This is a genomic window from Paenarthrobacter sp. YIM B13468 (assembly GCF_042788025.1).
GTDB classification, from domain to species: domain Bacteria; phylum Actinomycetota; class Actinomycetes; order Actinomycetales; family Micrococcaceae; genus Arthrobacter; species Arthrobacter aromaticivorans.
Window position 1 is genome coordinate 63,291 of the sequence record NZ_JBHZPI010000004.1, and the last position, 13,472, is coordinate 76,762.

Annotated in this window: 13 protein-coding genes; 6 read left to right on the top strand and 7 right to left on the bottom strand. The window is 61.6% G+C overall.

Going from position 1 to position 13,472, the window contains the following annotated elements:
- Positions 1–25 precede the first annotated feature (25 nt).
- Positions 26–988 (bottom strand): D-2-hydroxyacid dehydrogenase family protein, encoded by a 963-nt coding sequence (locus ACFX4T_RS05320; RefSeq protein WP_216924298.1) that lies wholly within the window; start codon positions 986–988, stop codon positions 26–28.
- Between the two features lie 143 nt (positions 989–1,131).
- On the opposite strand from ACFX4T_RS05320, the gene ACFX4T_RS05325 reads away from it, so the two are divergent.
- Positions 1,132–2,958: a glycoside hydrolase family 2 protein gene (locus tag ACFX4T_RS05325; protein WP_377651164.1), complete on the top strand. Its 1,827-nt coding sequence runs from the start codon at positions 1,132–1,134 to the stop codon at positions 2,956–2,958.
- On the opposite strand, the gene ACFX4T_RS05330 is transcribed toward ACFX4T_RS05325, so the two are convergent.
- Both ACFX4T_RS05330 and ACFX4T_RS05335 read right to left on the bottom strand, forming a co-directional pair.
- Positions 2,955–3,752 carry a glycerophosphodiester phosphodiesterase gene (locus ACFX4T_RS05330; RefSeq protein WP_377651045.1) on the bottom strand — a complete coding sequence of 266 codons (798 nt, stop codon included), beginning with the start codon at positions 3,750–3,752 and terminating at the stop codon, positions 2,955–2,957. The genes ACFX4T_RS05325 and ACFX4T_RS05330 overlap by 4 nt on opposite strands.
- A gap of 13 nt (positions 3,753–3,765) precedes the next feature.
- Complete coding sequence (locus ACFX4T_RS05335; protein ID WP_377651046.1) at positions 3,766–4,035, bottom strand: hypothetical protein; 270 nt, start codon at positions 4,033–4,035, stop codon at positions 3,766–3,768.
- A gap of 133 nt (positions 4,036–4,168) precedes the next feature.
- On the opposite strand from ACFX4T_RS05335, the gene ACFX4T_RS05340 reads away from it, so the two are divergent.
- Complete coding sequence (locus tag ACFX4T_RS05340; protein WP_377651047.1) at positions 4,169–5,029, top strand: SDR family oxidoreductase; 861 nt, start codon at positions 4,169–4,171, stop codon at positions 5,027–5,029.
- A 10-nt stretch (positions 5,030–5,039) separates the two neighbouring features.
- Here the strand turns inward: ACFX4T_RS05340 and ACFX4T_RS05345 are convergent, their stop codons facing one another.
- Genes ACFX4T_RS05345 through ACFX4T_RS05360 form a run of 4 tightly spaced genes read right to left on the bottom strand, consistent with a single transcriptional unit; the run spans position 5,040 to position 8,278 of the window.
- Entirely contained in the window at positions 5,040–5,849 is an 810-nt protein-coding gene (locus ACFX4T_RS05345; protein WP_377651165.1) for an HAD family hydrolase, read from the bottom strand.
- 41 nt (positions 5,850–5,890) lie between these two features.
- Positions 5,891–6,418 carry a YbhB/YbcL family Raf kinase inhibitor-like protein gene (locus tag ACFX4T_RS05350; protein ID WP_377651048.1) on the bottom strand — a complete coding sequence of 176 codons (528 nt, stop codon included), beginning with the start codon at positions 6,416–6,418 and terminating at the stop codon, positions 5,891–5,893.
- A 55-nt stretch (positions 6,419–6,473) separates the two neighbouring features.
- Positions 6,474–7,415 carry a carbohydrate kinase gene (locus ACFX4T_RS05355; protein WP_377651049.1) on the bottom strand — a complete coding sequence of 314 codons (942 nt, stop codon included), beginning with the start codon at positions 7,413–7,415 and terminating at the stop codon, positions 6,474–6,476.
- 41 nt (positions 7,416–7,456) lie between these two features.
- Entirely contained in the window at positions 7,457–8,278 is an 822-nt protein-coding gene (locus ACFX4T_RS05360; protein WP_216924308.1) for an alpha/beta hydrolase, read from the bottom strand.
- Between the two features lie 109 nt (positions 8,279–8,387).
- On the opposite strand from ACFX4T_RS05360, the gene ACFX4T_RS05365 reads away from it, so the two are divergent.
- The 4 genes from ACFX4T_RS05365 (at position 8,388) to ACFX4T_RS05380 (ending at position 13,456) form a co-directional block, all read left to right on the top strand.
- Positions 8,388–9,494, top strand: a complete 1,107-nt coding sequence (locus ACFX4T_RS05365; RefSeq protein WP_216924310.1) for a GTP pyrophosphokinase family protein — start codon at positions 8,388–8,390, stop codon at positions 9,492–9,494.
- A gap of 7 nt (positions 9,495–9,501) precedes the next feature.
- Positions 9,502–10,998 carry a SulP family inorganic anion transporter gene (locus tag ACFX4T_RS05370; protein ID WP_377651050.1) on the top strand — a complete coding sequence of 499 codons (1,497 nt, stop codon included), beginning with the start codon at positions 9,502–9,504 and terminating at the stop codon, positions 10,996–10,998.
- A gap of 93 nt (positions 10,999–11,091) precedes the next feature.
- Positions 11,092–12,087: a bile acid:sodium symporter family protein gene (locus tag ACFX4T_RS05375; RefSeq protein WP_377651051.1), complete on the top strand. Its 996-nt coding sequence runs from the start codon at positions 11,092–11,094 to the stop codon at positions 12,085–12,087.
- Between the two features lie 112 nt (positions 12,088–12,199).
- On the top strand, positions 12,200–13,456 hold the full coding sequence (locus ACFX4T_RS05380; protein ID WP_377651052.1) for a D-arabinono-1,4-lactone oxidase: 1,257 nt from the start codon (positions 12,200–12,202) through the stop codon (positions 13,454–13,456).
- The last annotated feature ends 16 nt before the right edge of the window (positions 13,457–13,472 follow it).

Sequence of the window (13,472 nt, forward strand, 5' to 3'; positions counted from 1 at the left end):
GCGATTCCCGGTTACGAAGATTGCGTCACTCGTTCAGTGGGCGAATGGGGGCACCCTCGAGCCACCCCTTGACGTCCTCGAATGCGCCACCGTAAAACTGCCGGTAGCTCTCGTGCGTCACGTAACCGATGTGTGGCGAGAGCACGGTTCGCGACGAATGAAGCAAAGCATGTCCAGCGGGCAGCGGCTCCTCGTCAAAGACATCCATGGCAGCGCCACGAATCCAGCCTTCCTCCAGCGCCCGAATCAGCGCTGCCTCATCCACCAGTGGCCCCCGCGCGGTGTTGACGAGCACCCCTTCGGGACCCAGGAGCCTCAGCTCTTCCGCTCCTACGATGCCCTCGGTCCGCTCAGAAAGCCGCAGGTGCAACGTCACCACATCGGACTCCCGGAACAGCTCCTCTTTGCTCACCTTCCGGGCTCCGGCGGCCTCGGCCGTCTCCGCCGTAAGGTTCTGGCTCCATGCCAAAACATCCATGCCAAAGGCTTTCGCGTAGCCCGCAATGCGCTTCCCAATCTTGCCCAGGCCGACGATTCCCAGCGTCTTGCCTTCGAGTTCAAACCCGACGGCGGTCTGCCAGCCGCCTGCCCGCAGCGAGTTTTCCTCCACCGCCAGGTTGCGGGCAAATGCGAGCAGCAACGCCCACGTCATCTCCGGTGCCGCTGCTGGCGAACCGCCAGTTCCGCACACCAGGATGCCACGCTCGGACGCTGCCTCAAGATCGATCGCAGCATTGGCCATGCCCGTGGTCACAAGCAGTTTCAGGTTGGTCAATGACTCAAGCACACGGCGAGGGAAACGCGTCCGTTCGCGCATCGCCACAATGATGTCGAACGGTGCCAAAGCTGCCACAGCCTGCTCTTCCGAAACAAAAGGTGCGCTGAAAACGCTGACCTTCACGCCGTCGTCGAGCAGTGAATCCCAAGGTGCGTAGTCGCTGGCGACCTGCTGATAGTCATCAATGATGGCCAAGCGGAAACTCGTCACGTCAATCTCCTCGCGCGGCGGCTAGTGGTAGAAACACCATCTCACGTGCGCTGGCGGGTGGGTGCACATTTTCCGGTGATGCGCTTGACTGGAAATCGAACCCCTCCACTTTCGAAGGAGATGCGTTGACACAGCCAAACTCGATGCCGGCCCTTCCCAAGCCCGAGCATCCCCGTCCCCAATTTGTCCGCGAAAACTGGATCAACCTCAATGGAATCTGGGGTTTTGAGATCGACGCCGGTGACTCAGGTTTGGAGCGCGGCCTCGCCAAGCGGGAGCTCACCGGTGAGATTCTGGTGCCGTTCGCGCCGGAATCGGTCCTTTCCGGAATTGAGCACGTGGATTTCATGGAAGCGGTTTGGTACCGACGCACCGTGACCATTCCCCAGGAGTGGGCTGGCCACAACGTGCTCCTGCACTTCGGCGCCGTGGATCACGACGCGACTGTCTGGGTCAACGGCATTGAAGTGGCCCGCCACAGGGGTGGTTTCACCCCCTTCACTGCCGATCTTGGTGGAGTGGCCGAGCCCGGCACGGAAGCGGTCATCGTTGTCCGGGCACGTGACTCGCGGCACGAGATGCAGGCACGGGGCAAGCAGGCAACCTGGTACAACAACACTCATTGCCAGTACACCCGCACCACTGGAATCTGGCAGACGGTCTGGATGGAAGCCGTCCCGGAGGTCCACGTTAAACGCCTCCGAATGACTCCCAACCTGGCCGGGTCAAGCATCACGGTTGAGGTTCCGATCAGCCAGAACCGCGCGGGGCATACGGTGACTGCTGTCCTCAGCGATAAGGGCGACGTAACTGTGGAAACCACGGCCAGGGCCGACTTGGATCTCACGCCAACATTGCGGCTGAGCATTCCCGCCGAGTCACTGCGCCCTTGGTGCATCGAGGACCCGTTCCTTTACGACCTTGAGGTGACAGTCCGGGACACTGCCGGAGCCGTCGTTGACCGCGTCAGCAGCTACGCAGCCGTTCGTTCAGTGGCCCTTGACGGCAAAGTGGTTCGTGTCAATGGCAAGGCCGTGTTCCAAAGATTGGTGCTGGACCAGGGCTATTGGCCGGAGTCGCTGATGACCGCGCCGGACGAGGCTGCGTTGGTCAAGGACATCGAGTTGTCCATGGCGGCAGGATTCAACGGTGCACGACTCCACCAAAAGGTGTTCGAGGAGCGTTTTCTCTATCACGCAGACCGACTCGGCTACCTGGTCTGGGGTGAGTTCGGCGATTGGGGCGTCTCCGGAGGAGGAACCATTGGCCACAACCAGAAGCCGACAACGAGTTTCGTAGCCCAATGGCTTGAGGTTCTGCAGCGGGACTTCAACCATCCTTCGATCATCGGATGGTGCCCGCTCAACGAAACGCACCAGGTCCTGCATGATCGACTGACGGTATTGGATGACGTCACGCAGGCCATGTTCCTTGCCACGAAATCAGCTGATCCCACGCGGCCGGTCATCGACGCATCCGGATACTCCCACCGCATCCGCGAAACCGACATTTACGACTCCCATTCCTACGAGCAGAATCCGGAGCAGTTCCGGATCGAGCAGCAGGGCCTTTCAGACGGGAAGCCGTTTGTTAACAGGAATCCACAGGGTGAGGAATACTCCGTGCCTTACGCCGGCCAGCCGTATTTCGTGTCCGAATTCGGCGGCATTTGGTGGAATGAGACGGAGGCGCGCCAAGCGGCGGCGGAAGCTGGCCTCGGATCGGACGTATCGACGTCGTGGGGTTACGGCCAGCGCGTCAGCAACGAGGATGAGTTCTACGCCCGTTTCGACGGACTGTGTGGCGTACTCCTGGATAACCCGGACATGTTCGGCTATTGCTATACGCAGCTGACGGACGTTTTCCAGGAAAAGAATGGCATCTTCACCTTCGATCGCAGAAGCAAGTTCGATCTCGAGCGGATCCGGGCCAGCCAAGTCCGTACGGCAGCCATCGAGATGGCCCCCTAAACCCAGTGCCCCCTGCGCACCATAAGGTCCTTCAGCAGGTCCAGCCTGTCGGACACGATGCCGTCCACACCCAGATCCAGTAGACGCCCCATTTCAGCGGGCTCGTTGATGGTCCAGACGTGAACTTGGATACCCAAGCGATGGGCGCGACGAACAAATCCGGAATTCACCACGGGGACTCGCCCATAGCGGACCGGCACTTGGAAAGCATCGACGCCGGTGAGCACCTTGCGGGCCAAACGCGCCGGCAGTACGGGTCCAAGAAGTACGAAAAGAGCGGTCAGGCTGCTGCCAGCCGAAGAAGCCGTCGGCTGGCTGAGGAGTTTCAAGACTGCACGACGACGCCGGTCGGAGAAGCTCGTTACCAACACCCGGCTATGGATGCCGTGCTTCTCGATAGCCTCGGCCATCGGTTTGACGGAATTCCAGTCCTTCACGTCCAGGTTCAGGCGGGCATCGGGGAAAGCTGCCACCAACTCGTCAAAGGTTGGCACAGGTTCCACTCCCCCGATGCGGGCCTGCGCCACCTCGGCCGCTGTGAGCTCGGCGATCCGGCCAGAAGAATTGGTGACCCGATCCAAGGAAGAATCGTGGAAAACGAGGAGGACCCCATCGGAGGTGGTGTGCACGTCAGTTTCAAGGTGCAGGTTTCCCAGCTCAACGGCGGCACGAAAAGCAGCCATGGAGTTCTCCAACCCATTCATGGAGAATCCGCGGTGAGCCAAGGCCAGCGGCCCCACGGTGCCGTCCTTGCGGAGGAAATATGGCAGCGTCACATCCGAAGCGTAGCCCATTGCGCATAGGCGCCTATGACTCCTCCGTGACCGTCGCCTTCTCCAGGGGTACCACCGCCACGTCATCGCTGATGTGCACCAGCGTGCGGCCCCGACCGCCGTCGAGCTCCACCCAAACTGCTGTTGCATCGCCCGTAATGGCATCCACTATGCCAGCCGATTCGTACCCCGGCGTCAGGGTTATGCTCACGCGGTCGCCTTGGCGAAGCGACCTCCAGTGGTGATCCGGCTCGATCCGCCGCAATGGAGCGGTGTTGAAGTCGTTGATCCTACGCTTGGCCATGATTCCCCTACATCCAAACAAGCTAAACGGGTCTGTGGCTGAAAGCCTATGGGCGCAAGTTGAACGCGGGTTGTATGGAGTCTGGGAAGTTGGTGACAGCTTGGCGGAGCATTGGGGCTGCGAAACTAGTGGCATGACTGTGTTGATTGCCGGGTGCGGCGACCTTGGGACCGAAGCCGGATTGCGATTCGCAGGGCTGGGCCATGACGTGATCGGGCTGCGCCGCTCCCCGGAAAAACTTCCCGCCGAGATCCGGGGCATGCAGGCGGACCTCGCCCGTGGAGTCCCGGTCATCCCAGCAGATGTGAACATCGTTGTGGTCGCAGTCGCCGCCGACTCTTCCACCGAGGAGGCATACCGGGCGGCGTACATCAACGGGTTGCGAAATGTTCTGGACGCCCTGGACCGTGATTCTGTTGAACCGGAACGTATATTGTTCGTCTCCTCCACAGCCGTCTACGAGGATTCCGACGGAGCGGTGGTGGACGAGACCACACCCACCGAGCCCACACGGTTCAGTGGCAAAGTGCTGGTGGAGGCTGAAAATATGCTGTTCGCCCGCACCCAGGGAACAAATATTCAACCCATCTCCCTGAGGCTCGGCGGCATTTATGGTCCCGGGCGAACGCGCCTGATCGACCAAGTCCGGTCAGGCCAAGCCGTGATTCCAGCGCGACCCCGGCACACCAACCGCGTTCACAGGGACGACGCCGCGGCCATAATCGCCCACCTCACCACCATGGATCAAGACCCGGATCCTGTCTACGTAGGCGTAGACGACCATGCGGCCGAGATGGGTGACGTCATGCGGTTTCTTGCTTTGGAAATGGGAATCCCCGAACCACCGACGGCGTCGGAAGACGCCCACGCTGGCCCCGGAGACAAACGCTGCTCCAATAAGAGGCTGCGCGGGACTGGCTTCGAGTTGGCCTTCCCCACATACATGGAGGGCTACCGCGCAGTGCTGGCAGGTCGCGGCGTCCGGCATCCGTGATGCAGGGGCTTTAGACCGTTTGCTCCGCCAGTATCGCTTCCAGGATCTGGGCCACGCCGTCGTCGTCGAAGTGTGGCGCCTGCTGCCCCGCAGCGAGTATGGCTTCCGGGTGGCCGCTGGCCATCGCGTAGCCGTGACCGGCCCAACGAAGCATCTCGATGTCGTTGGGCATATCCCCGAACGCCACGACGTCGGCGGCCTCGATGGCCAGCGACTCGGCGTACTTCGCCAGGGTGACGGCCTTGTTGATGCCGGGCACGGACATCTCAAGCATTGCGGTGCGCGGTGCCGAGTGCGTGGTGCTGACCAGATGGGCAACGGCAGGCTGAACTTCGGCAAGGAATTCGTCCGGGGTGCCTCTACGGGTTATCGCCAGGAACTTCACGACGGCGGCATCCGCCGCCAGCGTCTGATCCAGCGGTGCAGGGGTGAACTCGGCGAGCAGTTCGCTTGTTTCGTTCTCGAGGAAGCCCGGCTCCAGTTGAAAACCAGTCAGCGTTTCCACGGCGAACAAAGCGTCCGGCCGCAGGGACTTGATGATGCGTCGCGCTTCAAAAATGGAGGTGATATCCAACGTGCAGGAAGAAATGGGCTTCTCAGTTTCAAGATCCCAGACCACGGCCCCGTTGGAGCAGATCACGATACCGCTGTGTCCGAGTTGTTCCTGGAGCGGGTACAACCAGCGCGGCGGGCGGCCCGTGACGAACACAAGCTCCACCCCAGCGTCCCGGCATGCTTTGAATGCCTTGACGGTCCGATCACTGATCTTGCCGTCATGACCGAGGATGGTGCCGTCAATATCACTTGCTACGAGGCGCATCATGTCAGTCTACGTGGCTGTTGAGAACCCAAATGCCGCCGCTAACGCTCGAACATGCCCGTGATGGTGCCGCGCGCCAACGTGTGCGCAGGAAGGGCTGAAGCAAGTATGCGCGCCTCGGAATCCTTTTCGATGCCCAGGTCCTCCACGTTCAGAGCATGCACGGCCACTATGTACCGATGCGGTCCATGCCCTCTGGGTGGCGCCGCCCCAACATAGCCGCTGCGGCCGCCGTCGTTCTTTAACTGGAAGGCACCAGCAGGCAAGGCGTGGCCGTCTTGGCCACCGGAACCGGCCGGAAGGCTAGATACCTCAGGTGGAATATTAAGCACCGCCCAATGCCAGTAGCCACCAGGATCGGGAGCATCGGGATCCCACATTGTGACAGCGAAACTCCTTGTCCCCTCCGGAGCTCCGCTCCAGCTCAGCTGGGGAGACATATCTTTGCCGCCCGCACCTAGAATGCCGCTCCGCTGATCGGGACCCAAGGTGTCGCCGTCGTTGAACGACTCGCTCGCGACCTGTAATTCCGGCGCGGGCGTCAGGGCGGAAGGATCGTGGTCTTTCATAACGCACCTCCTCTTGGCCGGAAATCACCGGCAACGGTTCTGGCTGGCAACAGTTTTAGCTTGCAACAGCACGATGGTTGAGCTCAGCCCGCGTGGGCGGATTAGCCCCTGCCCGCGACACCGTGACGGCGGCAGCACGGGTCGCGTGGTCCATGATGGCGGCAAGGGTCTCAGCCGGCATGGCCCTGAGAGCCCCGCGGTTTTGCGCACCGTCCAGACCGTGGTCAACTATGGCCGACAGCAGCCCGGCCATGAACGAATCGCCGGCACCAACGGTATCCACCACGGTCACGGAAGGCGCCGGGACCTGGGTCTCACCGACGGCCGTGATTCCCCACGGACCGCGCGCCCCCCGCGTTACCACCACAAGGGCGGGTCCTTCCGTACCTCCCAGCGACAACCAGCGGCGCGCCGACTCCAGCGGATCAACGCCCGGATACAGCCATTCGAGATCTTCGTCAGAAGCTTTGACGACGTCGGAGAGCACTACGAAGCGTTCTGCCTGCCTCCGTGCGTAATCACGATCGGTAATGATGCTGGGGCGGCAGTTGGGATCGAAGCTGATGGTGCTGCTCGGGTGGGCATGCTCGACGGCGGCAAGCACGTCCGCGGCACCAGGCTCCAAGGCGGTGGCTATTGAACCCGTATGCAGCAACGTGGCGCCCTGCAGCATGAGCGGCAACCGCTCTCCGAGTCCCGGCAAATCCCAGGTGAGATCGAAGGTGTAGGTGGCGGCGCCGACGTCGTCGATCACTGCCGTGGCTATGCTGGTGGGTTTGCCGTCAGGCGGAAGGGGGACCATCACGGAACTGGACCGGAGGTGCGCCGCAACGGAATCGCCGTACGCGTCCTTGCCAAACCGCCCGATGAACTGCACTGGGTGATCCAAACGCGCCAAGCCAACCGCGACGTTGAGCGGGCTGCCGCCAACGTGCGCCTCGATTCCACTGGGGCGCTGCACGACGTCAACCAAGGCCTCGCCAATCACAGTCAGCATGGGACCACTCTGCCAGAGGAAGGGCGGGCGCTACCAGTGATTCAGGAGAGCAGGCGTTGTACCAATTCGCGGCACTTCTTGTAGGCCACGGCCTTTGGGTCTATGAGATCGAAGTGATCCCCAGGGACACGCAGCAATTGCGCTGCGCTGCCGGCAGCCGTTGCTGCGGCGACATAGGCCTCGGACTGACTGGCTGGAACGTCCTCGTCCTCGGTGGCATGGACGGCGAAAACCGGAACATCAATGGGCAGGGAACTCATGGGATCTGCGTATTTATGCCGTTTGGGGTATCTGGCAGAATCGCCGCCCATGAGATTGCAGACTGCACCATTGCTGAGGTTCAGTTTTTCGGCCGCGGCTAGGTTCAGCAAGCCGGACTGGCTGACGACGCCCGTCAGGTGGACGGCGTTATCCTCCGGTCCGCGCACCAGTTGGCGGTCGGCGTCGGGCGCTCCGATGGCCGAGAGGCGCTGCCGTCCGGCGGCCCACACAGCCAGGTGACCGCCAGCGGAGTGGCCCAAGGCCACTACCTTGCCCAGCTGGAGCTCGTGCTTCCCGGCGATCTCGGCGAGATGGTCAATGCCGGCCAGGATGTCTTCGAATGTATGGGGCCAACCACCGCCGTTGCCGGCCCGCCGGTATTCAAGGTTCCAGGCGGTAATTCCATGCGCCGCGAGGTCGCGGGCCAGGGGCTCACCGAGCTCGGCGCCGTACTGTGAGCGCCAGTAGCCGCCGTGGATCACCACCGCAACACCACCCGCGACGGCTGACGCGCCGCGATGGTTTCCGTTGTTCGGTTCCGGTATGAAGAGTTCGCCCCATTGACTGGGGTGTTCGCCGTAGCTGTACTTGTGCCGCAACATTGCGCCCTCCTTTGTACCGAGCCTATCGTGACGTCCCGCAACTTTGGCTAGGGCACCCCGACGGCGGGTGGCCCTCCGCGGTGTCGGACCCGCCCCGTAAGCTGGGGGCATGGCAAGCAATTGGGACAGCCTGGACCAGGACCAGCGCGATGCAGTGGATGCGAACGTGGCGCTCTATGAGCGTGTTCGCCCTGCCCTGAAGCGGGTTACACGGGATGTGCTGCTAACCCTAAGGGACATGCTTAACGACGCCGAAGTCACTCCCCTGTTTGTCACCGGGCGAACCAAAACCGTGGAGTCGTTCCGCGAAAAAATCTCACGCACGGATGATCCTTTGGAGCCGGGCGGCCCGCGGGTCCTCAAATTCCCGGACCCGTTCCGCACCTTGAATGACATGGTGGGCATCCGCGTCATCACCAAACTGCCTGCCGAGAACGCAGCCGTAGCCAACATCATCAAGCGCCAACGCCAGCTCTTCGATTGCCGTGGAGACCGCGAGAAGGACATCGGATCCATCGAATCGGGCACGTACGGCTACTCCAGCCGGCACCTGATCCTGCGAACCATCCAGAATGAGGCTGTCAAGGAGTATCAGCACGTCTTCAACCCGGACATGCCTGCCAACGGCAGCTACTTCTTCGAGTGCCAGATCCGCACGGTTTTTGCGCACGCCTGGAGCGAGATCGAGCACGATATCCGGTTCAAGGCGGAGGATCCGCGCGCATGGACCCCGCATTTCGATCGCCAGTTCACAGCCACTGCGGCCATGTTGGAAACAGTGGAAAGCGCCTTCGCGGACCTCCATGAGCGGTACGAAGAGGTTAGAAGCTATTGGGACCTGCATGGCGAGGGCGCTTCCCCGCTGACTCCCAACCGCGTTCGGGATGTCTGGCGTACGCTACTGCCTCACGTTGACCGTAAAGTTGATGACGACTGGGGGTGGGCTGCCGAACTTCTGGCCGCCCACGGACTCACCAAAACCGTGGAACTCGCGGGGCTCCTTAGTGCCAACCGGATCACGGAGGTCCGCAAAGCCCTGGATCACCGCTACTCCCCGGGCCCCGACCGCCTCCTGGATGACCTCCTGCTGTGGCAGTACGGAACCGAACACATTGACCTCACCGCTGAGGCGCCCGACGTCGTACCGCACCCGCGGCGCGATAGCCTCCAGCGGCGTCTAAAGCAGATTGAGCGTTACCGCCAGACTGCACTGTAAGGACGCCATGACTCCCGAGCAACTCATGTCACTGCGGGCAACCTTCCGCTCGCCCCGCCGCCTGCTGACGGAATCCCTGGCTGGACTCGTGGTTGCACTGGCGCTCATTCCAGAGGCCATCGCGTTCTCGGTCATCGCGGGCGTCGATCCCCGGGTCGGGTTGTTCGCTTCCTTCACCATGGGTGTGGTCACGGCCCTTGTTGGTGGCCGTCCAGCCATGATCTCTGCAGCGACAGGGGCTGTGGCCTTGGTCATCGCTCCCGTGATGAAGGAGCACGGACTGGACTACCTGATCGCCACGATCATCTTGGCGGGTGTCTTCCAGATCATCCTCGCTGTCCTCGGTGTCACCCGGCTCATGCGCTTCATTCCGCGGTCGGTGATGATCGGCTTCGTGAACGCACTGGCAATTTTGGTGTTCATCTCGCAGATGCCGGAACTCTTCAATGTCCCGTGGATGGTCTATCCAATTGTTGCCGTGGGACTCGTCATGGTCTTTGGCCTACCCCGCCTGACCACGGCCATTCCCGCGCCCCTCGTGACGATCGTGGTCATCACTCTGGTGACGGTTCTGGGGCATATCGATGTTCCGACGGTCAGTGACAAAGGCGAGCTCCCCCACAGCCTGCCCGGGTTCTTCCTGCCCAATGTCCCGCTGAACCTGGAAACGTTCCAGATCATTGCGCCCTTCGCATTGTCCATGGCCCTCGTGGGCCTCCTCGAATCACTGCTGACGGCCAAGTTGGTGGATGACATCACGGATACCCGCTCCGACAAAACACGGGTTTCCTGGGGTCAGGGACTGGCCAACATCGTCACGGGATTCCTTGGTGGACTGGGTGGGTGTGCGGTAATCGGACAGACAATGATCAACGTCAAGGGATCTGGAGCCCGGAGCAGGCTCTCAACGTTCCTGGCCGGCGTCTTCCTGCTGGTCCTGGTGGTTGTCCTGGGCGACATTGTGGGGATGATTCCCATGGCTGCCCTTGTTGCCGTGATGATCTTCGTTTCCCTGATTACCTTCGAGTGGCATTCTGTTCGGCTATCCACCCTGAGGCGCCTTCCCAAATCAGAGACCGCCGTCATGCTGATCACTGTTGCCGCTGTTGTGGCGACGCATAATCTGGCGGTGGGTGTAGGCGTCGGCGTCTTGACCGCGATGGTGCTGTTTGCGCGCCGCGTGGCCCATTTCGCGAGTGTCGAGCGCACCGAACTGGAGCTCAACGGGGAAACCGTGGCTACTTACACAGTGGACGGAGAACTCTTCTTTGCCTCATCCAATGATCTGTACACCCAGTTCGACTACGCAAAGGATTCCTCGGAGGGCATAGATCGCGTGGTGATCGATCTCCATAACTCGCACCTTTGGGATGCATCCACTATTGCCGTGCTGGACTCGGTCACTGAGAAGTACCGCAATCACGGTCGCGAGGTGGAGTTCATCGGACTCAACGAAGCAAGTATCCTCATGCGCGAAAGGCTCGCGGGAAAGCTGAACAGCTGACACACGCAGCCGAAACAGCGGTCATCTGACATATATGCCGCGGTGGAAGTAACGAACTCGGCCATGCCCGCGGACCAATGTGAGCATGGATAAATGCTTGAGGCAACGAATTCCCAGACAGAGACCTCAGGGTCCGCGGCTCCCGTCAACGCAGCTCTCGCCGCAGAGGCCAAGATCGCGCGGATAGCCGTGACAGTTTTCCCGCTCTTGGTTGTGCTGGCTGGCGTGCTCGGGTTCCTCCTTCCGGAAATGTTCAAGCCCATGGGCGTCGCCGTTCCTTACTTACTGGGCGTCATCATGTTCTGCATGGGCCTCACCCTGACGCCGCCCGACTTCGCTTCTGTGGCGCGCCGTCCGTGGGCTGTGGCACTCGGCATTGTGGCGCACTACGTGATCATGCCTGGGGCAGGCTGGTTGATTGCCGTCCTGCTTCAGCTTCCTCCCGAGCTTGCGGTCGGCCTTATTCTTGTAGGCTGCGCACCGTCCGGTACAGCGTCCAACGTAATGGCGTTCCTGGCCAAAGGTGACGTGGCGCTGTCGGTCGCTGTTGCCTCAGTTTCCACGTTGATCGCTCCCATCGTTACGCCAGCACTTACTCTCTTGTTGGCCGGTTCGTTCCTGCACATTGATGCCGGCGCCATGGTCCTGGACATCGTGAAGACCGTGTTGCTTCCGGTCATCGCAGGCCTGCTCGCTCGACTCTTCCTATCCAAGCTCGTCGCAAAGGTGCTTCCGGCACTTCCGTGGGCGTCCGCCGTCGTGATTTCACTGATCGTGGCGATCGTCGTGGCCGGCAGCGCCAGCAAGATCGTTGCAGCCGGCGCCATCGTGTTCCTCGCAGTTGTCCTCCACAATGGCTTTGGGCTGGGCCTTGGCTACTTGGCCGGTAAGTTCGGCCGCCTGGATGACAAGGCCCGCCGCGCCCTGGCATTCGAGGTTGGCATGCAGAACTCCGGCTTGGCCGCGACCCTTGCCACGGCGCACTTTAGTCCGCTGGCTGCGCTGCCCTCCGCCGTCTTCTCGCTGTGGCACAACATCTCCGGCGCGATTGTCGCGGCATGGCTGGCTCGCCGTCCACTGAAGGACTAGCGTCCCGCGGCTCCAGCTCTGCTCCAGCCAAGTTGGACACCTCTTGACGCAATTAGTTGTGAACGTTAACAATTACGGAAGCCGATAAGTAACCAAGCGGGAAGATCATTCAATGAAGAACTGGGCAGGAAACCTTGAGTATTCGTCCGCTGACGTCCAGCGGCCCACCTCCGTGGACCAGCTGCGCGGGCTTGTGGCCAACGCGCCGCGGATAAAGGCCCTCGGTTCCCGCCACTCCTTCAACAAGGTCGCAGACACCGATGGCATGCACGTTCTCCTGGATGCATTGCCGCAGGAAATCTCACTTGATGCCGGGAAGGGCACCGTCAAAGTCAGCGGCGGTATCAGCTATGGCGCACTTTGCCGGGCGGTCGAGGAACAGGGTTATGCCATCCACAACCTCGCTTCGCTCCCCCACATCTCGGTAGCCGGAGCTATCCAAACCGGGACGCACGGCAGTGGTGTCGGCAATCCCTCCTTGGCTGGCGCGGTCGTAAGTATCGACCTGGTGCGAGCAAATGGCGAGCTGGTAACGCTTAGTGCGGACGACGACGAGTTCCTCGCCAGCGTTGTGGGAATCGGCGCCCTGGGAATCGTCACAGGACTGGAACTGGCCGTCCGGCCGAGCTATCAGATGCGGCAGCGCGTGCTCACGGGCCTGCCGTGGGAGAGGGCGTTGGCGGACTTCGCGAACATCGCGTCGGCCGCGTACAGCGTCAGCTTTTTCACCGACTACACCGGCGGGTCCATCCCGCAGGTATGGTTCAAAGCCCTGGATACCGAGCCGGCTCTGCCGGAGCTCTTCGGTGCAACCGCCGCTACTGCCGCTCTCCACCCGCTGCCCGGGATGTCGGCGGAGAACTGCACGGGCCAGCTGGACGAGCCCGCCAAATGGCTGGACCGCCTGCCGCACTTCCGCCACGAATTCACGCCGAGCAACGGTGAGGAACTGCAGAGCGAATTCCTCCTGCCGCTTGAGCACGCGCCCGCGGCTCTTCAAGCTGTCCGAGAGCTCGCGGACAAGCTGGCGCCGCTGCTGTTCATCTCCGAAATCCGCACAGTAGCCGCGGACGAGTTCTGGCTCAGCCCGTTCTATGAGCAACAGAGCGTGGCCCTCCACTTCACATGGAAGCCACTGCAAGCCGAGGTGGAAGCGGTACTCCCCGAGCTTGAAGAAGCACTGCGTCCCTTCGGCGCCAGGCCGCACTGGGGCAAGCTCTTCACGCCAAGCCTGTACGACTTCGCGGCCCTCTACCCACGCTTCGAGGACTTCTGCAGCCTCGCCATCACCAACGACCCCTCGGGCAAGTTCCGCAACGGCCTATTGGACAGCATTTTGGGAGCCAAAACCTCGTCGCTTGGCCGCTAATCCGTTGCTGCCCCAC